Source organism: Pseudoalteromonas maris (assembly GCF_049257235.1).
In the GTDB taxonomy this organism is placed as follows: Bacteria; Pseudomonadota; Gammaproteobacteria; order Enterobacterales; family Alteromonadaceae; genus Pseudoalteromonas.
This window is the reverse complement of sequence record NZ_JBMMUF010000003.1, coordinates 88422-111114: the sequence shown is the minus strand read 5'-3', so window position 1 is coordinate 111114 and position 22693 is coordinate 88422. Positions and strand designations below refer to the sequence as shown.

21 protein-coding genes are annotated in these 22693 nt (G+C 46.1%); 18 read left to right on the top strand and 3 right to left on the bottom strand.

Annotated features, from left to right (window positions below; translation table 11 throughout):
* Positions 1–22: 22 nt before the first annotated feature.
* On the top strand, positions 23–2119 hold the full coding sequence (locus tag AAEU32_RS05415; RefSeq protein WP_421969508.1) for a TonB-dependent receptor: 2097 nt from the start codon (positions 23–25) through the stop codon (positions 2117–2119).
* Positions 2120–2205: 86 nt separating this feature from the next.
* On the opposite strand, the gene suhB is transcribed toward AAEU32_RS05415, so the two are convergent.
* Entirely contained in the window at positions 2206–3009 is an 804-nt protein-coding gene (suhB, locus tag AAEU32_RS05410; protein WP_421969507.1) for an inositol-1-monophosphatase, read from the bottom strand.
* 309 nt (positions 3010–3318) lie between these two features.
* On the opposite strand from suhB, the gene trmJ reads away from it, so the two are divergent.
* The 12 genes from trmJ (at position 3319) to AAEU32_RS05350 (ending at position 13970) form a co-directional block, all read left to right on the top strand.
* A complete protein-coding gene (gene trmJ / locus AAEU32_RS05405; RefSeq protein ID WP_421969506.1) occupies positions 3319–4050 on the top strand; it encodes a tRNA (cytosine(32)/uridine(32)-2'-O)-methyltransferase TrmJ in 732 nt (243 codons plus the stop codon).
* Positions 4051–4213: 163 nt separating this feature from the next.
* On the top strand, positions 4214–4708 hold the full coding sequence (gene iscR, locus AAEU32_RS05400; RefSeq protein WP_421969505.1) for a Fe-S cluster assembly transcriptional regulator IscR: 495 nt from the start codon (positions 4214–4216) through the stop codon (positions 4706–4708).
* 33 nt (positions 4709–4741) lie between these two features.
* Positions 4742–5959, top strand: coding sequence for an IscS subfamily cysteine desulfurase (locus AAEU32_RS05395; RefSeq protein WP_421969504.1), 1218 nt, complete (start codon positions 4742–4744; stop codon positions 5957–5959).
* A gap of 34 nt (positions 5960–5993) precedes the next feature.
* Positions 5994–6377, top strand: a complete 384-nt coding sequence (gene iscU, locus AAEU32_RS05390; protein ID WP_421969503.1) for a Fe-S cluster assembly scaffold IscU — start codon at positions 5994–5996, stop codon at positions 6375–6377.
* A 9-nt stretch (positions 6378–6386) separates the two neighbouring features.
* Positions 6387–6710 (top strand): iron-sulfur cluster assembly protein IscA, encoded by a 324-nt coding sequence (iscA, locus tag AAEU32_RS05385; RefSeq protein WP_421969502.1) that lies wholly within the window; start codon positions 6387–6389, stop codon positions 6708–6710.
* A gap of 91 nt (positions 6711–6801) precedes the next feature.
* On the top strand, positions 6802–7329 hold the full coding sequence (hscB, locus tag AAEU32_RS05380; protein WP_421969501.1) for a co-chaperone HscB: 528 nt from the start codon (positions 6802–6804) through the stop codon (positions 7327–7329).
* Positions 7330–7361: 32 nt separating this feature from the next.
* Complete coding sequence (gene hscA / locus AAEU32_RS05375) at positions 7362–9224, top strand: Fe-S protein assembly chaperone HscA (protein ID WP_421969500.1); 1863 nt, start codon at positions 7362–7364, stop codon at positions 9222–9224.
* Positions 9225–9227: 3 nt separating this feature from the next.
* A complete protein-coding gene (fdx, locus tag AAEU32_RS05370) occupies positions 9228–9566 on the top strand; it encodes an ISC system 2Fe-2S type ferredoxin (RefSeq protein ID WP_421969499.1) in 339 nt (112 codons plus the stop codon).
* 411 nt (positions 9567–9977) lie between these two features.
* Positions 9978–10862: a nucleotidyltransferase family protein gene (locus tag AAEU32_RS05365; RefSeq protein WP_421969498.1), complete on the top strand. Its 885-nt coding sequence runs from the start codon at positions 9978–9980 to the stop codon at positions 10860–10862.
* Positions 10863–10884: 22 nt separating this feature from the next.
* Complete coding sequence (locus AAEU32_RS05360) at positions 10885–11958, top strand: phosphotransferase enzyme family protein (RefSeq protein WP_421969497.1); 1074 nt, start codon at positions 10885–10887, stop codon at positions 11956–11958.
* Between the two features lie 153 nt (positions 11959–12111).
* Complete coding sequence (locus AAEU32_RS05355) at positions 12112–13491, top strand: Gfo/Idh/MocA family protein (protein WP_421969496.1); 1380 nt, start codon at positions 12112–12114, stop codon at positions 13489–13491.
* 239 nt (positions 13492–13730) lie between these two features.
* The gene (locus tag AAEU32_RS05350; RefSeq protein ID WP_421969495.1) at positions 13731–13970 is read left to right on the top strand and encodes a hypothetical protein; all 240 of its coding nucleotides are present in this window, start codon (positions 13731–13733) and stop codon (positions 13968–13970) included.
* Between the two features lie 22 nt (positions 13971–13992).
* Here the strand turns inward: AAEU32_RS05350 and AAEU32_RS05345 are convergent, their stop codons facing one another.
* A complete protein-coding gene (locus tag AAEU32_RS05345; protein WP_421969494.1) occupies positions 13993–14244 on the bottom strand; it encodes a YfhL family 4Fe-4S dicluster ferredoxin in 252 nt (83 codons plus the stop codon).
* Between the two features lie 265 nt (positions 14245–14509).
* Here AAEU32_RS05345 and AAEU32_RS05340 point away from each other — a divergent pair, with 265 nt between their 5' ends.
* The 3 genes from AAEU32_RS05340 to AAEU32_RS05330 are packed head-to-tail and all read left to right on the top strand — an operon-like array spanning position 14510 to position 19258.
* Positions 14510–16240 (top strand): HAD-IIB family hydrolase, encoded by a 1731-nt coding sequence (locus AAEU32_RS05340; RefSeq protein WP_421969493.1) that lies wholly within the window; start codon positions 14510–14512, stop codon positions 16238–16240.
* Positions 16233–17474, top strand: a complete 1242-nt coding sequence (locus AAEU32_RS05335) for a glycosyltransferase family protein (protein WP_421969492.1) — start codon at positions 16233–16235, stop codon at positions 17472–17474. The genes AAEU32_RS05340 and AAEU32_RS05335 overlap by 8 nt, the downstream gene beginning before the upstream one ends.
* Before the next feature lie 2 nt (positions 17475–17476).
* Positions 17477–19258: a sugar phosphorylase gene (locus AAEU32_RS05330; RefSeq protein ID WP_421969491.1), complete on the top strand. Its 1782-nt coding sequence runs from the start codon at positions 17477–17479 to the stop codon at positions 19256–19258.
* A 23-nt stretch (positions 19259–19281) separates the two neighbouring features.
* Here the strand turns inward: AAEU32_RS05330 and trhP are convergent, their stop codons facing one another.
* Positions 19282–20628: a prephenate-dependent tRNA uridine(34) hydroxylase TrhP gene (gene trhP, locus AAEU32_RS05325; RefSeq protein ID WP_421969490.1), complete on the bottom strand. Its 1347-nt coding sequence runs from the start codon at positions 20626–20628 to the stop codon at positions 19282–19284.
* A 298-nt stretch (positions 20629–20926) separates the two neighbouring features.
* Between trhP and ndk the strand changes: the two genes are divergently transcribed.
* Entirely contained in the window at positions 20927–21358 is a 432-nt protein-coding gene (gene ndk / locus AAEU32_RS05320; RefSeq protein ID WP_421969489.1) for a nucleoside-diphosphate kinase, read from the top strand.
* A 169-nt stretch (positions 21359–21527) separates the two neighbouring features.
* The gene (gene rlmN / locus AAEU32_RS05315; RefSeq protein WP_421969488.1) at positions 21528–22658 is read left to right on the top strand and encodes a dual-specificity RNA methyltransferase RlmN; all 1131 of its coding nucleotides are present in this window, start codon (positions 21528–21530) and stop codon (positions 22656–22658) included.
* The last annotated feature ends 35 nt before the right edge of the window (positions 22659–22693 follow it).

Genomic DNA, 22693 nt, shown 5'->3' with positions numbered 1-22693 from the left:
CAGTATGGATACCACTTTCAGCATGAATGCACGTTTATGTTTATTAGCAACTGCGGTTGCTCAAGGTTTGAGCTTTAGCGCCGTTGCAGACGACAGTGATATTGAGCGTTTAATTGTAACCGGTGACTTTAAAAGTGAGTCTATTCAAGAGCTAAGCGCCAGCGCCAGCCTCTTCTCAGACGCCGAAATTGCCACCCGTGATGCCAAGTACCTCGATGAGCTGCTAAATCAAGCTGCCAATGTAAACTTCACCGCGGGTGCCTCGCGAGGTCGTTTTGTACAAATTCGTGGTGTGGGTTTGCGTTCTCAGTTTGTTGACCCCATCAACCCTTCAGTTGGCATGATCATAGACGGTATTAATTATTCGGGCCTTGGTGGCGCAGCGATGCTTTTCGATGTTGACCAAGTCGAAATTTACCGCGGCCCTCAAGGCACTCGCTTTGGTGCTGATGCTCTGGCAGGCATGATCCACATGGAAAGCGCAGACCCAACACTGGAACCTAGTCTCAAAGTTAAATTAGGTATGGGTACCTACAATTCATGGGATGCAGGTATTGCTGCAGGCACAGGGTTTGGTGAAAAGAGCAGTGTCCATGCGAGCTTTTATCAGAACAAGTCTGATGGTTACATGAGCAATGCGTACCTTGAGCGTGAAGACACCCAAGGCATTGATGAGCGAGTCGCACGTATTAAGCTGCATTCTCAGCTGAGTGAACATTGGCGAGCTGAGTTTGTCGCGCACATGATGGACATTGATAATGGGTATGACGCGTTTACGCTAAACAATAGCCGTACCAGTGTTGCTGACGAGCCAGGACGAGATACTCAAGACAGCAGTGCTTTTGGGTTAAGTAACATCTATACAGGCTTTGAGTTTGCAGATATTGAGTTCAATCTTACAGCCCTAGACGCTGATTTACTTTACAGTTATGACGAAGATTGGGTGTGTAACGATCCTCTGCAGCCTGCGCTGTGTAAAGCTGGATTACATCCTTGGGGTTATAGCTCAACCGACAGTTATCAGCGTGACCGTCAGGACGGCTCAGCTGAAGTGCGCTTCAATGGCAAAGGTGGTAACTGGGTAGCAGGTGCATATTACCAGTCGCGCGATGTTGATTTATTGCGTCAATACACCTGGAATGAGGGCGATTTCACTTCTCATTATGACAGTGAAAACCTAGCTCTATATGGCCAAATTGAAACCCCTATTAGTGATAAAACGCGTTTAGTGACGGGTATTCGCATTGAGCGCAATGAGGGTGATTACAATGATGTGTATGGCGTTACTGAATCTGTAGAAGATACCATGGTCGGCGGTAAAATCGCTCTAGAATACCAAGTGGTCCCACGCACCATGATATACACTAGCCTGAGTCGTGGTTATAAAGCTGGGGGCATCAACGCCGAAGCAATCGCTAAAGCAAATGATGAAGGTTTAAGCCAAGACGCTCAGTTCTTTTTAAATCACCGCACCTTTGATCCTGAATACCTGTGGAATGCCGAGTTTGGTGTCAAAGGTAAGTCAGCAGATCAGCGTTTGAACTTGCGTATTACCGCGTTTTATATGTACCGCGACAATATTCAGCTTAAAGCCTGGAAAACGCAAGGGCAGCAGTTTGCAGGTTACTATGACAACGGTAGTAGCGGTGAAAATTACGGTTTAGAAATCGAAGGTGAATATGCGTTATCACCACGTTTAACACTAGGCGGGAGTTTGGGCTTACTCGAGAGTGAAATTGACGGTTTCGTGAGTGCTGATGGCACAGACAAGAGTGGTCGTGCGCAAGCACAGGCACCTAAATATCAATACGCAGTCAATGCGCGTTTTGATATTACTGATGCTTTGTTTGTGAATCTCGCATTAGAGGGTAAAGATCAGTACTACTTCTCAAACAGCCATGATGCACGCTCACCGAGCGTGAATTTGCTCAACGCTACTGTGGGATATCAGGCTGACTTATGGAGTGTCAACTTCTGGGTTCGCAATGCGCTAGATGAGGATACGTATACCCGAGGCTTCCGTTTTGGTAATAACCCAGTGAATGAATACGCAACGCAAAACTACGTGCAATATGGCGAGCCGCGTGTTGCGGGTGTGAGCCTGAACTTCGAGTTGTAATCGCGTCTAGTTCAACAGTAGATACAAAAAACGCGAGTCACTTCACTGCAGAAGGCTCGCGTTTTTTCATGTCAGTAACTGAGTGATTATTTTAATAATGACTCAGTAAGTACTGGACGAATTTCTTTTACAAGTGCTTGTGCAAGCTTTGGTGAACCACACACGATGTTGCCACTTTTCTCAAAGTTCGCGCCACCTGCAAAGTCCATGACCAGACCGCCAGCTTCTTTAACAAGAAGTTGACCTGCAGCGGTGTCCCAAGGCTTAAGACCGATTTCGAAGAAACCATCAACACGGCCAGCTGCAACATATGCCATATCTAGCGCCGCAGAACCCGCGCGACGGATGTCTGAAGTGTGTACGAATAATGCTTTAAATGCATCCATGTAAGCATCCATGTGGTGCTTTTGCTTGAAAGGGAAACCCGTAGCAATCACAGTACCTGATAGATCTTTTGCATTGCTTACGCGGATACGCTTGCTGTTAAGCTGTGCGCCCTGACCACGGCTGGCTGTGAATAGCTCGCCACGAATTGGATCGTAAACAACCGCTTGCTCGATACGACCTTTTACTTTTAAGGCGATTGAAACAGCGAAATGAGGGATGTCTTGAATAAAGTTTGTGGTGCCGTCAAGAGGATCAACAACCCATAGGTAATCTGCATCAGAGCCCTCGTGCTGACCGAGTTCTTCACCCACAATACTGTGGTTTGGATACGCTTTTAAGATGGTTTCGCGAATTACAGCTTCAGCTTCTTTATCTACGCTAGTCACGAAGTCATTCGTGCCTTTTTGAGTCGCTTCAACTTTTGATAAATCTTCACAGGCGCGCAAAATCACCTTACCTGCGTTTCGCGCAGCGCGAATCGCAATGTTTAACATTGGATGCATAGCATTACCTTTAGGTTGTAAAAGAACAATATTTTTGAGCCGGCGTATTCTAACGATTTTACTGACAAAGTAAACAAAGAACCTAAAATTTATTGCTGTTTTTTTGTACACTCGCCGGTGGTAAATACGATAATGAAGATAATTCATCGCATTATTATGGGGTTAGTTAGCAGGGTGGCGGTGCAGGTATCAAGCGTCACTATAATCCGCCGTAATACCGAGCAAAACATGCAACAAAGATCACCACCTGCCTAATGCTTGTGCTAAAATACCGCGCAATTTGGTTTTCGATAGAGCAAGCAATTTACTATGGCGTTAGAGAATATTCGCATCATTTTGGTTAACACTTCCCACTCAGGCAACATCGGCTCAGCCGCTCGAGCCATGAAAACAATGGGTTTTAGCAACCTCTATTTGGTAGACCCAGCCTGTGAGATTGATAGTCACGCAAGCGCTTTGGCTGCTGGTGCAACAGATATTCTTGGCTCTGCGACTATTGTAGAAACACTTGAGCAAGCGCTTGAAGGGTGTAGCTTGGCCATTGGTACGAGTGCGCGTTCACGTACGCTGAGCTGGCCTATGGTTGACCCGCGAGGCTGTGGTGACAAGCTGGTAACTGAATCGCAACAAGGCCCTGTAGCTTTGGTGTTTGGTCGTGAAAACAGTGGTTTAACCAACGAAGAACTACAGCTGTGTAACTACCACGTGTGTATCCCAGCCAACCCAGAGTACAGCTCATTGAACCTCGCCATGGCGGTGCAAACCCTGTGCTACGAAACGCGCATGCAGTACCTTGACCGTCAAGAGCAAACACCAGAAGTGGATGAAACCGAATACCCAACTAATGAACAGATGCAACGGTTTTACGAGCATCTAGAAAAAACCTTTAGTGATACAGGTTTTATTATCAAGCAACATCCAGGACAAGTGATGACTAAACTCAAGCGCTTGTTCAATCGTGCCCGCCCAGAACAACAAGAACTTAATATATTACGTGGCATGTTAACCTCGGTTGATAAGCACACTAAAGCGGACAAATAGCCCATTTTTACACGGGTTGAACACTGTTTAAATACTTGACTAATTTAGTCAGGTAATTACAATGTGAACCAATACCTGAGTATTTTACTCAAGTACTGAGTAAATACTTGACTCTAATACTCAGGTAATTAAAATTCACACTCTTAATGAGTATGGGGGCGCTATGAAGTTAACATCTAAAGGCAGATATGCGGTTACCGCAATGCTCGATGTTGCGCTACACACAGATGTAGGGCCTGTTCCCCTTGCCGATATTTCAGAGCGGCAAGAAATTTCGTTGTCTTATTTAGAGCAGTTATTTGCTCGCCTGCGCAAGCAAGGCCTAGTGACCTCAGTTCGTGGTCCTGGCGGTGGTTATTTACTTGGCAAAGAAGCCAAAGACATTTCAGTGGGTGATGTGATCAGCGCCGTCAATGAGTCTGTTGATGCGACTCGCTGTCATGGCGCCACCAGTGGCGGTTGCCAAAGTGGCATGCGCTGTTTGACGCACACCTTGTGGTCAGAATTGAGTCAACGAATCGAAGAATTTTTACACGGCATTAGTTTAGCTGAGTTGGTGAATAAATCCGACATTAAAGAAGTGGCCATGCGCCAAGACAAAAGCTTAAACGATGCCTTGAGCCAGTTAGAGAACATAGAAGTTAGCTGTCAACTGTAGCAACCTATGTGTTGCCGTGAAGCGGAGAAAGTAATGAAGTTACCAATTTATTTAGATTATGCAGCAACAACGCCAGTGGATCCGCGCGTTGCCGAAGAGATGATGCAATGCCTGACTATGGACGGTAATTTTGGTAACCCTGCATCACGTTCACACCGCTTCGGTTGGCAAGCAGAAGAAGCCATTGACCAAGCACGTCATGATATCGCTGATCTGATCAATGCTGACCCTCGTGAAATCGTATTCACTTCAGGTGCTACTGAGTCTAACAACCTTGCAATTAAAGGTGCGGCGAACTTCTACAAAAAGAAAGGTCAGCACGTCATTACTGTACGTACTGAGCACAAAGCGGTGATCGACACATGTCGTGAGCTTGAGCGTCAAGGTTTTGAAGTAACCTACATGGACGTTGAAGAAAACGGTCTGTTAGATCTTAAAAAACTTGAAGCAGCAATGCGTGATGACACTGTGCTTGTGAGCGTAATGCACGTAAACAACGAGCTAGGTGTTATCCAAGATATCGCAACCATCGGCGAAATGTGTCGTGAACGTAAAATTATGTTCCATGTTGATGCGGCACAAAGCGCAGGCAAAGTGAAAATTGACCTACAAGAATTGAAAGTTGATTTCATGTCTTTCTCTGGCCACAAAGTCTATGGCCCTAAAGGGATTGGTGCACTTTATGTGCGTCGTAAGCCACGTGCTCGTCTAGAAGCACAAATGCACGGTGGTGGCCATGAGCGCGGTATGCGTTCTGGTACATTGGCGACGCACCAAATCGTTGGCATGGGCGCAGCATTTCGCTTTGCAAAACAAGATTTCGACAAAGACCACGCGCACATCAGAGCACTGCGTGAGCGCCTAATCAGCGGCATCATGGCAGACATGGATGAAGTGTACTTCAATGGTGCACCAGAGCACTCAGTGCCAGGCATTGTAAACATCAGTTTCAACTTTGTTGAAGGTGAGTCGCTTCTTATGGCAGTGAAAGACATTGCTGTATCTTCAGGTTCTGCATGTACATCAGCAAGCCTTGAGCCGTCATATGTACTGCGTGCCCTTGGGCGTAACGATGAGTTAGCTCATAGCTCAATTCGTTTCAGCATTGGTCGCTTTACGACAGAAGAAGAAATCGACTACACGGTAAAACTAATTAAAGACTCAATTGGCCGACTACGTGAAATGTCTCCACTTTGGGAGATGCATCAAGAAGGCATCGATTTAGAGTCGGTTGAGTGGGCACATCATTAAGTCTTGGTAGTAACCAAGCAGCGAGGTAAAGGTTATGGCATATAGCGATAAAGTAATTGATCACGTAGAAAACCCACGTAACGTTGGTTCTCTTGATAAGAACGATCCAAGCGTTGCAACAGGCATGGTGGGTGCACCTGCGTGTGGTGACGTAATGAAGCTGCAAATCAAGGTTTCTGAAAACGGCGTAATCGAAGATGCGAAGTTCAAGACCTATGGTTGTGGTAGTGCAATTGCTTCTTCATCACTCGTAACTGAGTGGGTGAAAGGTAAGACATTGGATGAAGCCGCTGAAATCAAGAACACTGATATCAGTGCTGAGTTAGAATTGCCGCCAGTGAAAATTCACTGCTCAATCCTAGCTGAAGATGCTATCCAAGCAGCAATCAAAGATTACAAGAGCAAACACGACAAATAAGGCAGTAGTATGGCAATCACGTTAACAGATGCAGCAGCAGAACGCGTAAAATCATTTTTAGACAACCGTGGTAAAGGGTTGGGCTTGCGCGTAGGTATTAAAACCACTGGCTGTTCTGGGCTTGCCTACGTTCTTGAGTTTGTTGATGAGCTTAGCGAAGGTGATGAAACCTTCGAGCACAAGGGGGTAACGGTTGTTGTTGATGCGAAAAGCTTAGTCTACATCGACGGCACTGAGTTGGACTTCACGAAAGAAGGTCTCAACGAAGGCTTTAAATTTAACAACCCAAACCAAAGCGGTGAGTGTGGTTGCGGTGAGAGTTTCACCGTTTAACAAATACTTACTTAACGAGCCTTGCGCTAAAACAGGTTTCGTATTTGCTTAAGCCCTACCTAGGTAGGGCTTTTCGTTATAAAGGTTTTCTATGCGTTATTTTGAATTGTTTTCTATTGATGTGGATTATGATATCGACCTGCAAAAGGTCAGTGCGCAGTACTTAGAATTACAGCGCGCCGCACATCCAGACCGCCACAGTCACGGCGGCCAGCGTGAAAAGCTGTTGGCGGTACAAAAAACCGCTGAAATTAACGATGCATTACAAACCTTAAAACACCCTGTGAAGCGTGCGGAGTACATGCTGGCAGAGTTGGGCGTAGAAATTCGCGGTGAACAACAAACACTGCAAGACCCAATGTTCTTGATGCAGCAAATGGAGCTGCGTGAAGAACTTGAAGAGGTTAAATCCAGTAGCGACCCAGATGCTGCCATTGCAAAACTTGAGCAGCATATAAAAGAATTAAACAGCGAATACAGTGACGAGCTACGTGACTTACTTGCTAGCCAGCAAGAAAGTGACTGGCAAAAGGCGGCGGATCACGTGCGCAAACTCAAGTTTGTTTATAAATTAAAAGATGAACTTGAGCGCATTGAAGACGAACTATTTGATGACTGAACAGCATTGAGCATAAAGGTTTCATAATACACATGGCATTATTGCAAATCGCTGAGCCGGGGCAGAGCACGGCACCTCACGAACACAAACTTGCAGTGGGTATCGACTTAGGTACCACAAACTCGCTTGTCGCCACCGTACAAAGCGGTGAAGCGCGCACACTAACAGATGAACTTGGCAACGCTATGTTGCCTTCAGTTGTGCGTTATTTAGAGGATTCTTTGGTCGTGGGCCAAGAGGCAGCAGCACACGCTGCTGAAGATCCGCACAATACCCTGATTTCAGTGAAGCGTTTCCTAGGTAAAACGCAAGCAGAGATTGAAGCAAGCTACGGCCAATTACCGTATGAATTTAATGATGCCGAAGGCAGTTTACACATTCATACCCGCCAAGGTGACATCAGCCCTGTTCAAGCATCAAGTGAGATATTAAAAACGCTTCGCCAACGTGCAGAGCAAAGTTTTGGTGGTGATGATATTACAGGTGCAGTAATCACTGTGCCGGCCTACTTTGATGATGCTCAGCGCCACAGCACGAAAGACGCAGCGCAGCTAGCAGGCATCAAGGTGTTACGGCTGTTGAACGAACCTACTGCAGCCGCAGTGGCGTATGGCTTAGACTCAGGTCAAGAAGGCGTTATCGCTGTGTATGACTTAGGTGGTGGTACGTTCGATATCTCTATTTTACGTCTTAATAAAGGCGTGTTTGAAGTGCTCTCTACTGGCGGTGATTCGGCACTGGGTGGTGATGATTTTGATTCGCTACTAGTTGAATACTTCAAGCAACAGACAGCCGCTCATACCCTATCTGCAAACACTCTACGTTTGTTCATTAATAAAGCGAAAGCTTGTAAAGAGGCCCTGTCTAGTTACGCGAAAGTGAATGTTGGCCTAGAGTTCGATGGTCAGTCGCACACCGTAGAAGTGACCCGTGAAAAGTTTGCAGAACTGGCTGCTCCACTGGTTAAGAAAACGCTGCGCAGTTGCCGCCGTGCTATCAAAGATGCGGGTATCAGTACCGAAGAAGTCCTGCAAGTGGTTATGGTTGGTGGTTCAACACGCATGCCGATTGTACGTGAGCAAGTTGCTGAATTTTTTAATAAAGAGCCGCTAACAAGCATTGACCCAGATCGCGTTGTTGCTATTGGTGCGGCTATCCAAGCAGACATTCTAGTGGGTAACAAGCCTGACTCTGATATGTTGTTGCTTGATGTTTTGCCATTGTCTTTAGGTCTTGAAACCATGGGTGGTTTGGTTGAGAAAATCATCCCACGCAACACCACGATTCCTGTTGCTCGCGCTCAAGAGTTTACGACCTTTAAAGATGGGCAAACAGCAATGTCGCTGCATGTGCTCCAAGGTGAGCGTGAGCTAGTAGATGACTGCCGTTCGCTGGCTAAATTTAGCCTCAAAGGTATTCCTCCTATGGCTGCAGGCGCTGCGCATATTCGTGTTACGTTTAACGTGGATGCAGACGGCTTACTAAGTGTTACCGCAATGGAAAAATCAACCGGCGTGCAAGCTGAGATTCAAGTGAAGCCATCATTTGGTTTGTCAGATGACCAAGTTGCCGATATGCTGCGCTCGTCAATGACCAACGCCAAAGAAGATATGCAAGCGCGTATGCTCAAAGAGCAACAGGTTGAAGCCTTGCGTGTTAATGAAGCGCTTGAGGCATCGCTGGCAACAGACAGTCATTTGCTGGATGAGCAAGAGCTTAGCGTATTACGTGCAGCAATGGCTGAGTTAAAGCAAATTAGTGCGACAACGGATAAGCCAGACGATATTAAAAATGCCATTGAAAAAGTGGATGCGGCAAGTAGCGAATTTGCAGCGCGCCGTATGGATGCATCAATTAAAAAGGCCCTTAAAGGCCAATCAGTCGATGAGGTTTAAGCAATGCCACAAATCATCTTTTTACCCCATGAAGAGTTATGCCCTGAAGGTGCTGCATTAGAGGCTAAATCAGGCGAGACGGTGCTTGATGTGGCACTTAAAAATGGCATCAGCATTCCTCACGCCTGCGAGAAATCATGTGCCTGTACAACATGCCACGTGGTGATCCGCGAGGGCTTTGACTCAATGGAAGAAAGCGATGAGCTAGAAGACGATATGCTAGATAAAGCATGGGGCCTTGAGGCTGAGTCGCGTTTGGGTTGCCAAGCACGAATTGCAGACGAAGATTTGGTTGTAGAGATCCCTAAATACAACCTCAATATTGTTAACGAAGAGCACTAAGCTCAGTTAGGGCGTGTTGAACTTTGCTGTTTGTTTTTGCAGCAGTCATTGGGGGATTTTGGCAAGGCAGAGCCTGCGTCGCATAGTGATTCTATGTCAGTCAGGCGATAACGCAGACAAAATACCCCAATGGCGCTGCCCAAAGGGTTCAACCAAAGGCGTACACTGCGTTGTCATGGGCCATGAACATAGTTCACTATGCACCATGACCCTTTCCTAGCATTGACCGCCTTTGATTTGAACAAAATTCATACCTCAAAGGTCAACACGCCCTAATTCTAAACGCATAAAACCGCGGCCAAAGTGCCGCGGTTTTTATTGCTCAAAGGGTGGCGAGTAAAATGCCATCACGAGTTGGATTAACTCCCTTTTGCTGGGTAAACTGGTGTTTTAAATACTAGAGAGCGTATTTTGAAGCCACATATCACCCTTGTAGTGCTCGCCGGAGGATTAGGTAGCCGTTTTGGTGGCGCGAAACAAATTGCGCGCTTGCCGCATATTAACCGCACTATTATGGAGCTGAGCATCGAAGATGCTTACCAAGCGGGTGTGCGTCATGTGGTGTTAGTAGTGAATGCATTGGTGCGGGAGTCAGTAACGCAACAGATCCTGCCAAACCTACCACATGATCTCGAAGTAGATGTTGTCGAGCAGCGTATTGACGATGTGCCTGATGCATTTCAGGCGCGCGCACAAAAGCGTAATAAGCCATGGGGAACAGGGCATGCTTTGTTGTGCGCCAAACCTCATATCCGCGATAAGGCCATTGTGATCACCGCAGATGACTATTACGGTGATGTTGCGTACAAACAAATGGTTAATCACTTCGCGCACAGTGACAACTGGGCCTGTGTTGCTTACCCATTAAAGCGAACACTGTCAGAGCAAGGAGGCGTCAACAGAGGCATTTGTCAGCTCAATCGTGATAGCCAATTGCTCAAAGTGGAAGAGGTTTTAAATATCAGCGAAAAAGACGGGGCGCTGGTTGGTGAAGATCAGTATCTACAATCCATCACACTCGCTGATACCGCGTTGGCATCGATGACATTTTGGGGTGTGGATTTACGTCTGTTTACGGTTCTAGCGCAAAACTTCAGCAACTTTTTGAGCAATCATGACAACGGTGTCAAAAAAGAGTATTATCTTCCCGATCAAATTCAGTATTGTATTGATACACAGGACTTAATTGTTGATGTGTACACAGCGCAACAGCCATGGTTGGGAATGACCTACAAAGATGAGCTTGCTGTTTTGGCCGAACAAATAGTGAGTCTCAGAGGAATAACTGGCGGATAACACGTCATCTAAGAATTAATCTATGAATACAGAACGTTACGCAAAAATAATTGCCCAGCAATTTGGCTTTGATCACCACACTGCCAAGATGAAGCCAATCGGCAATGGCCACATTAATACCACCATGTTGCTGCAACACAGTGGTGGCGCAGTGGTTGTTCAAAAGCTCAATACTCAGGTGTTTGCACAGCCACAAGAGCTCATTGCTAATGCCCGTAAAATAGAACAACACTTAAAGGGCAAGCAAGTAACGGGTGAGTATAACCTAGAAATCATTGAGCATTTGCCAACGTTAGAGCAGCGTTACAGTGTTGAAATAGAAGGGCAGTGTTGGCGCGCGCTTGCATTCATTAGTGAGTCGCGCAGTGAAGATGTGGTGCTCTGTGCCGCTCAGGCAAAAATCGCTGCGGGGGCTTTTGGCCAATTCGCTGCGGCACTGCAAGATTTTGATGCAACGTTGCTTTACCCCGTTATTAAAAACTTCCACAACTTATCTATGCGCATGCAGATGCTAGACAAAGCGGTACGTGAAGACAAAGCTGGACGTGTTGCCAGCGTTGCAGAGCAGTTGGCTTTTTGCAACGAACAGATGCATCTTGTTGATGAACTTGCAGCGCTTGAGCAAGTGCTGCCACTTCGTGTATGTCACAATGACACTAAAATCAATAACATGCTATTTAGCACCAAGGATAATAGCGCCAAAGCGGTCATTGATTTGGATACCTGTATGCCAGGGTTATGGTTATTCGACTTTGGCGATATGGTACGTACATTTTGTTCACCAGAGACTGAGGACAGTACCAACCTAGATAACGTAGTAGTGCGTGAAGATATCTTCGCAGCGCTGGTACAAGGGTACATTGAGCCACTAAAAGAGCACATTACCGCACAAGAAAAGGCGAGCTTCTGGCTAGGCGCACAAGTGATGCCATTTATGATTGGCGTACGCTTCTTGACTGATTATCTCGATGGTGACAATTATTTCAGTATTAAACATCCAAACCACAACCTTGAACGTGCGAATAATCAGTTTGCACTGTATCGCGATGTAGTTGCTCAACAACACACGCTCAAAGCTCTTATCCTCCAAGCGTAACAGTTCAGCCTCATCGTTTTGATGAGGCGCATTACTCATCCCTGTGCTGTCTTGACCTTTGCTGTTTGATTGTGCGCCAGTCATTGGTCTAGTTCCTTTTGCTAAGCCAAAGCATTTAAGCTAGCGTGCTAAAAGCATTGTGAGGAACACGCCATGAAACAATTTAACAGACGAGATTTCTTAAAAGCAGCCGGTGCCGTCGCTGGTGTTGCTGCCACTGGTGCCATTAGCGGCTGCGCAAGCAGTACTGACGCGCTAACACCAAAAGCTCAAGGTCAATCCGTGATTGGCTTAGTCGCACCTAAAATGGAGGTGGTACGAGTCGGGTTTATTGGTGTGGGTCAACGTGGTTATGGCCATGTTAAACGCATGAGTTATATCGAAGGTGCGCACATTACTGCCATTTGTGATACCCACCAAGACGTGCTCGATAGGGCGGTCGATTTCCTTGTTAAAGAAGGGAAAGAAAAACCTGCAACCTATGGTAATTCAGAGTTGGCATATCAAGATATGTTGGCGCGTGATGACATTGATATTGTCATCATTTCAACACCTTGGCGCTGGCATGCGCCGATGGCGATTGACACCATGAACAGTGGTAAGCATGCCTTTGTAGAAGTACCTCTGGCGCTCACAGTAGAAGAAATGTGGGGTATTGTTGATACCGCAGAGCGCACGCAAAAGAATTGTATGATGATGGAAAACGTCAACTATGGTCGTGATGAGTTGATGGTATTAAATATGGTACGCCAAGGTGTGTTTGGTGAGTTGTTGCATGGTGAGGCTGCCTACATTCATGAGCTGCGTTGGCAAATGAAAGAAATAGACCATAAAACGGGTTCATGGCGAACCGAATGGCACACTAAGCGCAATGGCAACCTCTACCCAACGCATGGCCTAGGCCCTGTCTCGCAGTATATGAATATCAACCGAGGAGATCGTTTCGATTACCTTACTTCCATGAGTTCACCAGCGCTCGGTCGCGCCGCCTACGCGCAGCGCGAATTTCCCCCAGAGCATCAGCGTAATCAATGGCAGTACATCGCCGGAGATATGAATACCACCCTTATCAAAACCATTAAAGGGCGCAGTATCATGGTGCAGCACGACACCACCACACCGCGCCCCTATAGCCGCCACAATTTGATCCAAGGCACCAACGGTGTATTTGCAGGTTTCCCTAACCGGATAGCGGTTGAACACGGAGGTAATAAAGAGAGCTTTCATGAATGGGAGTACGATATGCAGCCGTGGTATGACAAATACGACCACCCTTTATGGCAAAAAATGGGGGCAGAGGCCGAGCGTAATGGCGGGCATGGTGGGATGGACTTCCTCATGTTCTGGCGCATGATTTACTGCTTACGCAATGGTGAGCCATTAGATCAAGATGTATATGACGGTGCTGCTTGGTCGGTGATATCACCGCTATCAGCCCAGTCAGTCGCTAATCGCAGTGAGTCAATCACTATTCCTGATTTCACTCGAGGAGCCTGGGAAAATGCACAGCCATTGGGGGTTGTGGGGGCCTAGTATCAAGCCGATGTAATATCGGCTTCACGTATCTCGATAATGTGTGTTTTTATGTGTGCAAACCTGTCCGACAGCGGACGTTTACCTGTCCGCTGCGGACATTAATTCACTATTTAATGAGTCTCAAAAATATTTAAATTTCTGATTTTGTTGCTTTTTAATTTTTGGCACGCGCCTTGATATATAAAAGGTGTAGCAATAAGGCTACGACACTTTTTAAAGCGATAAAGGAAACGATTATGAAAGCACGTTACATCACATTATTTGCAGGCGTACTTATGATGAGCACAATGAGCCAAGCTTCAACATTGACTCAAGAAATTGAAACAGCAGTGAAGCAGGCGGCGCAAGAGGCATTGGCACATCTTGTTGAGTCTCAAAAGAAGTCACTTAAAGAAACAGCAGTGAATTGGGTGTTAGATACTAAAAAGCCCCAGCCTAATGAGGTATCTGTTAAGCCTTCAAAACAAGCGAAGTAATATGATTACTTTATTAGCTGAACTAGCTCGACTGGGTTAGGAGTACGTATTTATCGGCGAGTTCAGCTAAGCTCTCTTTGTTGTCAGGATCGGGTTTTATGCAGTCGATCGGACATACGCTTACACAAGTAGGATTGTCGTAATGGCCTACGCATTCAGTACATTTGCTGGGTTCTATTTGATAAATTTCTTCGCCCATGTAAATTGCCCCATTTGGGCACTCAGGCTCACACATATCACAATTAATGCATTTGTCATTGATCAGTAAAGCCATAGCTCCCCCCTAAAAACTGGCTCGCGATGGTACATAAAAACACTGCGACACTCATCCCCCACAGTGTAAAAACAGCCCAAACCTTGATCTAAAACAAAAATAAAAAAACACGCTGCGAGCTAGGGCACAGAGACCATTTATTGCACACATTTGGTGCATGAAAAATAATCATTATTAATATCTATTTGTTTATTAACGTTTTTTAATTTTGGCCTAGCTAATGCACTAGGCTAAGTACTATGAGTGAAAAGCTAAGGTGGGCTTAATGATGGATTTTAATGTGTTTTTAACTGAGCATCAGCTGGGGTCGCAATATACACAGCAGATTAATCAATACTTTGAGCCGCTTGCCAAACAACTCATCGCGAATAAACCAAAAGAGAAACCATTATTTGTTGTCATCAACGGCGCTCAAGGTTCAGGTAAAAGTACCTTAGCTGAATTTATCGCTCAATACATCAATAGTGAAACACTGCTTAATGCCTGCGCTTGCTCAATTGATGACTTCTATTTACCGCGCAGCAAACGTCTGGCTTTGGCTCAGGACTTACACCCCTTATTTGCTACAAGAGGCGTACCAGGCACGCACGATATTCCTTTGCTGCGTCAAGTATTAGATAAGGTATTCCAGGGCAAAGCGCCTATTGCGATTCCTCGTTTTGATAAAGCCCATGATGATAGAGTCAGCGCTGAGCAATGGCAGCAGCATACCCATGCTGTGGACGTATTTATTCTGGAGGGGTGGTGCGTTGGCACTCCGCCTCAAGGTAATTGCGCGTTGGCGCAACCTATTAATGACTTGGAGTCGACTCACGATGGCGATGGTAGCTGGCGACGTTGTGTAAACTCATGTCTGGCGAATGAATACCAAGAGGTGTTCAACCTTGCGGATATTCGCATCATGCTCAAAGCCCCAAGTTTTGATGCGGTATTGGCATGGCGTTGGCAACAAGAGCAAAAGCTTATCGCGAAAGTCGGTCACACCGAGAAAACAATGACCAAAGAACAAGTCGCTGACTTCATCAGTTACTTTGAACGCCTAACACGTCATAGCTTAATTAAACTACCGCACATGTGTGAAGTGGTGTTTGAGTTAGATGCCGAGCGCAACATCACTACCTACCACAATGCGTTGCCCTCAAAAGGGGCGGTATTACCCGTCATCTTCACCGACCTAGATGGCACGTTATTGGACCATCACACTTATAAGTGTGATGAGGCATTGCCTCTTTTAACGCAGCTCGAGCAAGCGGGAGTGCCTGTAGTCATTAATAGCAGTAAAACTGCGGCTGAAATTATTCCAATTTGTCAGAAGCTGAATATTCATGACCCATTTATTGCTGAAAATGGTGCCGTGCTTTATATCCCAAAAAATTGGTTTAGTAGTGCACCGGAGGGGGCGCGTCATGAGCAAAACTATTGGGTTGTGCCATTTAGTCCGCAAAAGGCCACATTTTTGAAAGTGCTCGAGGTGCTCAAAGCGCACTTCGGTGATTACTTTTCGAGTTTTACCGAGCTAGGACTTGAAGGAGTGGGTAAGTTGACGGGGCTTGAAGGCGAGGCATTAGCTCTTGCTTTCAATCGTGAATATTCAGAGCCCTTGTATTGGCAAGGTGATGCCATGCAGTTGCGCGAATTTAGTGCGGCAGTCAAAGCCATGGGTTACGACGTGTTAAAAGGTGGGCGATTTGTTCATCTTACCCAAGGTGCTGATAAAGGCGTGGCACTGCGTTATTTTATGGGCTTAATGCAACAACAATACAATCGCCCACTGCACAGCATTGCGTTGGGGGATAGTCATAATGATGCGGCGATGTTGGAAGCCGCCGATACCGCTATTGTCATTGCCAACCCCAGTAATAAAACCCCTATTTTGAGTCGCGAATGCGCAATATTCAGTGTGCAAACTGGGCCGCGAGGCTGGCAAGAAACACTGCAAGGCTTGGCGCTTATAAAAGATCAATTAACAGCATCGGAGGTGCGTGAATATGGCTGATTTTCATCAAAATGGCATAGTAACAACGCTACATAATATCGCAGGGCGCTCAACAGCTGAATTAGAGGCTGAGCTGGTGGAGTTCTCAAAAGAGCGGCCGATGGGATTGATTTTGCCTTCGTTGTTCTCTGAATTAGAGGGGCCAGCATTGGCCAATATTGTAGAGCACTTAAGTGAGGTTTCTTACCTCGATGAGATAGTCATTGGTTTAGATAGAGCTGATGAGGCTCAGTATCGTTATGCTATTGAATTTTTTGATAAATTACCGCAAAAACATCGTGTTTTGTGGAATGATGGTCCGCGCCTGCAAGCCCTTGATAAAGAGTTACAAGAGCTCGGGGTCGCACCCAAGGAATTGGGTAAAGGCCGTAATGTGTGGTACTGCATGGGGTATATGCTAGCTGCATCAAAGGTCGAATCTATTGCATTGCATGATTGCGACATTCTTACCTATGACCGTCAGTTGTTGGCGCGCTTAATCTATCCGGTGGCGCATCCGCAGTTTAACTACGAGTTTTGCAAAGGCTTTTATGCTCGCTCAGCGCATGGCAAGATGAATGGTCGCGTTTCGCGTTTGCTGGTAACGCCATTACTGCGTTCGCTGAAAACGGTTCTTGGCACCACGGAGTATCTTGATTACATGGATGCCTTTCGTTACCCATTAGCTGGGGAGTTTTCATTCCGCCGAGATGTACTCAAAGATATTCGTATTCCCAGCGACTGGGGCTTAGAAATAGGCGTGCTCTCTGAAATGTATCGTAATTACTCGCCAAATCGTTTGTGCCAAGTAGACATCGCCCAAGTGTATGATCACAAACACCAAGACTTATCATTGCTTGATAAGAATGCGGGCCTGTCGAAAATGTCGATAGATATCGCCAAGGCATTGTTCCGTAAACTGGCAACGCAAGGGCAAACATTTACCTCCGAAACCATACGTTCACTGAAAGCGACTTACTACCGTATCGCGCTCGATTTTGTCGAGACGTACCATAATGATGCGCTGATGAATGGTTTGAGTTTAGACATCCATCAAGAAGAGAAGGCGGTGGAGATGTTTGCACAAAATATCATGCACGCGGGGCAGCACTTCCTTGAAAATCCAATGGAAACACCGTTTGTTCCGAGTTGGAACCGCGTGGTGTCGGCAAAACCAGATGTGTTCGCACGCCTCAAAGAAGCGGTGGAATTAGATAATCAAGAATTTGCAGAGTCTATTCGCAAGGCAGGCTAATTATGGCGGCGTCAGAAAGTGAACTGTTGGCTCGAGTGAGCCATCAACTAAGTAATATTTACAGAGATTTATATACGCAAGATGAGATAAGCGCGCTTGCCGCGCAATTAATTTCAGAGATGCTACAAAGCGATAGGGTTCGCAGTCCAACGCCGCACAAAAATCGTTGGGATGAAAGTGATGTGGTGCTCATTTGCTATGGAGACTCAGTGAATAAAACCGACTGTGATACGCCGCACACAGTCGCTATTGAGCCACCTCTCGTTACCTTAAAGCACTTTTTGGACGAGTACACAGAAGGGGTGATTAATTCAGTACATATTTTGCCATTTTACCCTTACTCCTCTGATGAAGGGTTTGCTGTGATGAACTATGTACAGGTAAATGAGGCGCTGGGGACATGGCAGCATGTGAATGATATAGCCAAAGATTATCGCCTAATGGCAGATTTGGTGATTAACCATTGCTCATCTAAGAGTCGTTGGTTTGATAACTTTGTTAAGGGAATAGATCCTGGTAGAGGTTACTTCAAAACTGCCGCGCCACAGAGTGATTTATCGCAAGTAGTACGCCCGCGCACCTCACCTTTGTTGCAAAAAGTGCAGAGCGCGCAAGGCGAGCAACATCTTTGGTGTACCTTCAGCCATGATCAAATCGATTTTGATTTTGCCAATGCGCAGGTGCTCATTGAGTTTGTGCGCATTATCCGTTTTTACCTTGAAAATGGTGTGCGTTTGTTTCGTCTCGACGCCGTGGCTTTTTTATGGAAAGAAATAGGCACTAACTGCATCAACTTAGCGCAAACCCATGAGATGGTGAGACTATTGCGCACCTTAATTGAGCATGTTGAACCCTCTGCGGTCATTATTACCGAAACCAATATCCCCAATGAGCAAAATCTCGCGTACTTTGGCAACGCCAATGAGGCGCATTGTGTGTATAACTTTTCATTGCCCCCGTTGCTTTTACATACGCTCAGTACAGGTGACTGTACCGCGTTGAAAAAGTGGATGATGCGTATGCCGCCAGCACAAAATGGCACCGCCTATTTTAATTTTATCGCTTCTCACGATGGTATTGGTTTGCGCCCGGTAGAGGGATTGCTCAGCGAAAGCCAAATCAATGCGCTGGTGGCGTGCATGCAACGCTTCGGTGCCAAGGTGAGCTTACGCAGTAATAACGATGGCAGTGTATCGCCTTATGAAATTAACATCGCTTTGATTGATGCGATGCAAGGTACAGAGCATGGCCCAGATCAGCATACCGTGGCACGCTTTTTATGTGCCCATGCCATTATGTTTGCGCTTGAGGGGATACCTGGGCTGTATATCCATAGCCTTGTAGGTACACAAAATGATGTGGAACGCTTTAATAACACCCAGCACAATCGTGCGATAAACCGCCACCGTTGGCATCTTGATGATTTGCAAAGCAAGCTAGAGAATGAAAACACGCAGCACGGCAAAGTGCATCGTGGCATGCTTAATCTATTGCGCATTCGCACACAACAAGCTGCGTTTCATCCGAATGCCACGCAATTTACGTTGCATTTAGGGGAGCAAATATTTGGCTTTTGGCGTCAAAGTGCAGACCGTCAGCAGAGTATATTTTGCCTGTATAACATCAGTAATCATGTACAAACTCTCGGGTTGGGTGATTTGAACCTAGTAAACATGCAGCCATGGCAGGATTTGATCAGTGGCGAGGTATACACAGATATGGAGCACATAGTGCAATTACAGCCGTATCAGGCCATGTGGCTCACCAATGTTGGCTCAGGGTGAGGCCACCCTGAGCAGCTGAGCGATTATTTTTTAAAAGGATTACGCGTATCTTGGCCCTGCTCTAAATTGCGCAGCAGAATAGCTTTATCGAGGTCGATATCTTCAGGCAGGGGAATGCGCACCACATGACCCGAGCCTTTGGCATCGTCAATACGTTCACCTTTTTTGTTTTCCATGTGCTCAAGGTTGAAGTTGATATTGCCCTGCGGTGTCATAAGCTCTAGTGAATGTCCGGTGCAGAACTTATTCTTTACATCTATTTCAACTAAGCCATTGCTGGTGCGCCCCAATATCTCACCGACAAATTGCTGCGAGTCAGATACAGAATGACCGTAATCGTAGTTTTGATAATCCTGGTGTGCATGGCGCTTTAAAAAGCCCTCGGTATAACCGCGGTGTGCTAAGTGCTCAAGACTCTTCATGAGGCTTGGATCGAATGGCTTACCTGCCACCGCATCATCAATCGCACGACGGTACACTTGTGCTGTGCGCGCAACGTAGTAGAAAGACTTAGTTCGCCCTTCGATTTTTAGGCTGTGTACCCCCATGCGAGTCAACGCATCTACATATTGCACTGCGCGTAAGTCTTTAGAGTTCATAATGTAGGTGCCGTGCTCATCTTCAAATGCTGGCATGTATTCGCCGGGGCGACCTTGCTCCTCAAGCATAAACACTTCTTTGGTAGGCTCGCCCAGTCCCAGTGTTGGGTCAATCTTATGAACTACATCCCCTGTGTCTGTCTCTGTGGCCGGTTTTACATCGTAGCTCCAACGACAGGCGTTGGTGCACGTGCCTTGATTAGGATCGCGCTTATTAATGTAACCACTGAGTAAGCAACGACCAGAATAGGCCATGCACAGAGCGCCATGAACAAATACCTCAAGCTCAGTATTCGGGCAGAGCTCCCGAATTTCGCCAATTTCTTCAAGGGAAAGCTCGCGCGATAAAATGACCCGCTCAACACCTTGTTTTGCCCAAAACAGCACACTGGCATAGTTCACTGCGTTGGCTTGTACGCTCAAGTGAATGGGCATATCAGGCCACTTCTCGCGAACCAACATGATAAGCCCCGGATCTGACATGATCAGTGCGTCGGGTTTCATGGCAATCACAGGCTCAATGTCGCGCAGGTAGGTTTTTACCTTAGAGTTGTGCGGAGCAATGTTTGAGACCACATACAATTTCTTGTTTTGGGCATGAGCTTCATTAATGCCGAGCTCTAAATTAGCAAGATTAAATTCGTTGTTGCGCACTCGTAAACTGTAGCGAGGCTGCCCCGCATACACCGCGTCTGCACCATAGGCAAAGGCATAGCGCATGTTTTTCAAACTGCCCGCAGGGCTAAGTAGTTCTGGAGTAAAAATCGACATTGTATATTCCTTGGCTGAGTCCGAGTCAGCTGAGATATTGATGTTACCGAGGTAAAAAATAGCGGGGGATTCTAGCGTTTTGACCACAATGCTTTTTTGATTTGGATCAGCTTTATTGAAAATGATCCTTGGTCATCAATTGCTCTGGTGTCAGGGCGTTATGATGATAAGGAAAGTGTCACAATCGCACGTTAGTATCGCTGTGTGTAAGTAGTAGTAGGATTTTCATGCTAAAGCGCGTATAATTCGCGCCCGGTAAAGTATATCACTTAAAAATTAACGTCATTTGGAGCATAACATGGCTTTAGAGCGCACTTTCTCTATCGTTAAGCCTGATGCGGTAGCTAAAAACCACATCGGTGCAATCTACAACCGTTTCGAAACTGCTGGTCTTAAGATCGTAGCATCTAAAATGGTTCACCTTTCACAAGAGCAAGCTGAAGGTTTCTACGCTGAGCACAAAGAGCGTCCTTTCTTCGGTGCCCTTGTTTCTTTCATGACTTCTGGCCCAGTAATGGTTCAAGTTCTTGAAGGTGAAGATGCAGTTCGTAAAAACCGTGAAATCATGGGTGCTACTAACCCAGCTGAAGCGGCTGCTGGTACTCTTCGTGCTGACTATGCTGACAGCATCGACGAGAACGCGGTACACGGTTCAGACGCTCCTGAGTCTGCTGCTCGCGAAATCGCTTACTTCTTCTCAGAAGAAGAAATCTGCCCACGTACTCGTTAATTTCGAGTTCTAAGCAGATACAGAGAGGGGCCTGTGGGCCCTTTTCTTGTCTTTGTAATTCCTTAGCTTATTAGGCTCTTAGGCGCAGTAAGCTAAGGAATTGCTATAATGGTTAAATTGTGTACAATTGCCGCCTTCGTTTTATCCGCCACCTGACAGAGGTATGTTCATGGCCACATCTGAGAAAAAAATCAATTTACTCGATTTTAATCGCCAAGGTATGCGCGACTATTTCGCATCAATTGGTGAAAAGCCGTTTCGTGCTGATCAGGTAATGAAATGGATTTACCACTTTGGCGTTGATAACTTTGACGAAATGAGCAACTTAAACAAGAAGCTCAAAGAGCGCTTAAGCGCTGAATGTGAAATTCGCGCACCTGAAATTTCAGTGAAGCAGCCATCAGCAGACGGCACTATCAAATATGCTTTGTTACTTGATGGTGGCCAAGAAGTTGAAACTGTATGGATCCCAGAAAAAGACCGCGCAACCTTATGTGTATCTTCACAGGTTGGATGTGCACTGGAATGTACTTTCTGCTCAACGGCGCAGCAAGGTTTTAACCGTAACTTAAAAGTGTCTGAGATCATCGGCCAAGTATGGCGTGTGGCTAAAGACATTGGCTTGCATGGTGACAGTACGCGTCGTCCAATCACTAACGTGGTGATGATGGGCATGGGTGAGCCATTGCTGAATCTTAAAAACGTTGTTCCAGCGATGGAACTGATGATGGATGATTGGGCGTTTGGTTTGTCTAAACGTCGAGTGACATTAAGTACCTCCGGTGTCGTTCCTGCGCTAGACTTGCTTAAAGAGCAAATTGACGTAGCATTGGCAATCTCACTACACGCACCGAACAATGAGTTGCGTGATGAGCTAGTACCAATTAATAAGAAATACCCGATTGAAGAATTTTTAGCAGCGTGCCGTCGTTATATCGATGGCTCAAAAGCGAATAAAGAAGTAACGGTAGAGTACGTGATGCTGCAAGAAGTAAACGACAGCACAGATCACGCTCATGAGTTAGTGAAAACGCTCAAAGGTACGCCTTCAAAAGTAAACTTGATCCCATTCAACCCATTCCCGGGTAATGAGTATGGTCGTTCAAGTAACTCGCGTATCGACCGTTTCTCAAAAGTACTCCAGGCTGCGGGTATCACGACCATTGTTCGTCGTACTCGTGGTGATGATATTGACGCAGCATGTGGCCAGTTAGTGGGAGATGTTGTTGATAGAACCAAGCGTTTAGCTAAACGTGAACAAAGAAAAAAGAACGAAATCGCTATCAACGTGTCCCAGTAACATAAAAAAAAGCCCTTTTATCAAAAAATTGATGA

Excerpts from the sequence above, each read along its gene's own strand:
- AAEU32_RS05350 (WP_421969495.1), top strand. The coding sequence starts at position 13,731 with ATGAAAGCACGTTACATCACATTATTTGCAGGCGTACTTATGATGAGC.
- suhB (WP_421969507.1), bottom strand. The coding sequence starts at position 3,009 with ATGCATCCAATGTTAAACATTGCGATTCGCGCTGCGCGAAACGCAGGT.
- AAEU32_RS05340 (WP_421969493.1), top strand. The coding sequence starts at position 14,510 with ATGATGGATTTTAATGTGTTTTTAACTGAGCATCAGCTGGGGTCGCAA.
- iscR (WP_421969505.1), top strand. The coding sequence starts at position 4,214 with ATGAAGTTAACATCTAAAGGCAGATATGCGGTTACCGCAATGCTCGAT.
- AAEU32_RS05335 (WP_421969492.1), top strand. The coding sequence starts at position 16,233 with ATGGCTGATTTTCATCAAAATGGCATAGTAACAACGCTACATAATATC.
- iscU (WP_421969503.1), top strand. The coding sequence starts at position 5,994 with ATGGCATATAGCGATAAAGTAATTGATCACGTAGAAAACCCACGTAAC.
- trmJ (WP_421969506.1), top strand. The coding sequence starts at position 3,319 with ATGGCGTTAGAGAATATTCGCATCATTTTGGTTAACACTTCCCACTCA.
- ndk (WP_421969489.1), top strand. The coding sequence starts at position 20,927 with ATGGCTTTAGAGCGCACTTTCTCTATCGTTAAGCCTGATGCGGTAGCT.
- hscB (WP_421969501.1), top strand. The coding sequence starts at position 6,802 with ATGCGTTATTTTGAATTGTTTTCTATTGATGTGGATTATGATATCGAC.
- fdx (WP_421969499.1), top strand. The coding sequence starts at position 9,228 with ATGCCACAAATCATCTTTTTACCCCATGAAGAGTTATGCCCTGAAGGT.
- rlmN (WP_421969488.1), top strand. The coding sequence starts at position 21,528 with ATGGCCACATCTGAGAAAAAAATCAATTTACTCGATTTTAATCGCCAA.
- AAEU32_RS05360 (WP_421969497.1), top strand. The coding sequence starts at position 10,885 with ATGAATACAGAACGTTACGCAAAAATAATTGCCCAGCAATTTGGCTTT.
- AAEU32_RS05355 (WP_421969496.1), top strand. The coding sequence starts at position 12,112 with ATGAAACAATTTAACAGACGAGATTTCTTAAAAGCAGCCGGTGCCGTC.
- iscA (WP_421969502.1), top strand. The coding sequence starts at position 6,387 with ATGGCAATCACGTTAACAGATGCAGCAGCAGAACGCGTAAAATCATTT.
- AAEU32_RS05345 (WP_421969494.1), bottom strand. The coding sequence starts at position 14,244 with ATGGCTTTACTGATCAATGACAAATGCATTAATTGTGATATGTGTGAG.
- hscA (WP_421969500.1), top strand. The coding sequence starts at position 7,362 with ATGGCATTATTGCAAATCGCTGAGCCGGGGCAGAGCACGGCACCTCAC.
- AAEU32_RS05395 (WP_421969504.1), top strand. The coding sequence starts at position 4,742 with ATGAAGTTACCAATTTATTTAGATTATGCAGCAACAACGCCAGTGGAT.
- AAEU32_RS05330 (WP_421969491.1), top strand. The coding sequence starts at position 17,477 with ATGGCGGCGTCAGAAAGTGAACTGTTGGCTCGAGTGAGCCATCAACTA.
- trhP (WP_421969490.1), bottom strand. The coding sequence starts at position 20,628 with ATGTCGATTTTTACTCCAGAACTACTTAGCCCTGCGGGCAGTTTGAAA.
- AAEU32_RS05415 (WP_421969508.1), top strand. The coding sequence starts at position 23 with ATGAATGCACGTTTATGTTTATTAGCAACTGCGGTTGCTCAAGGTTTG.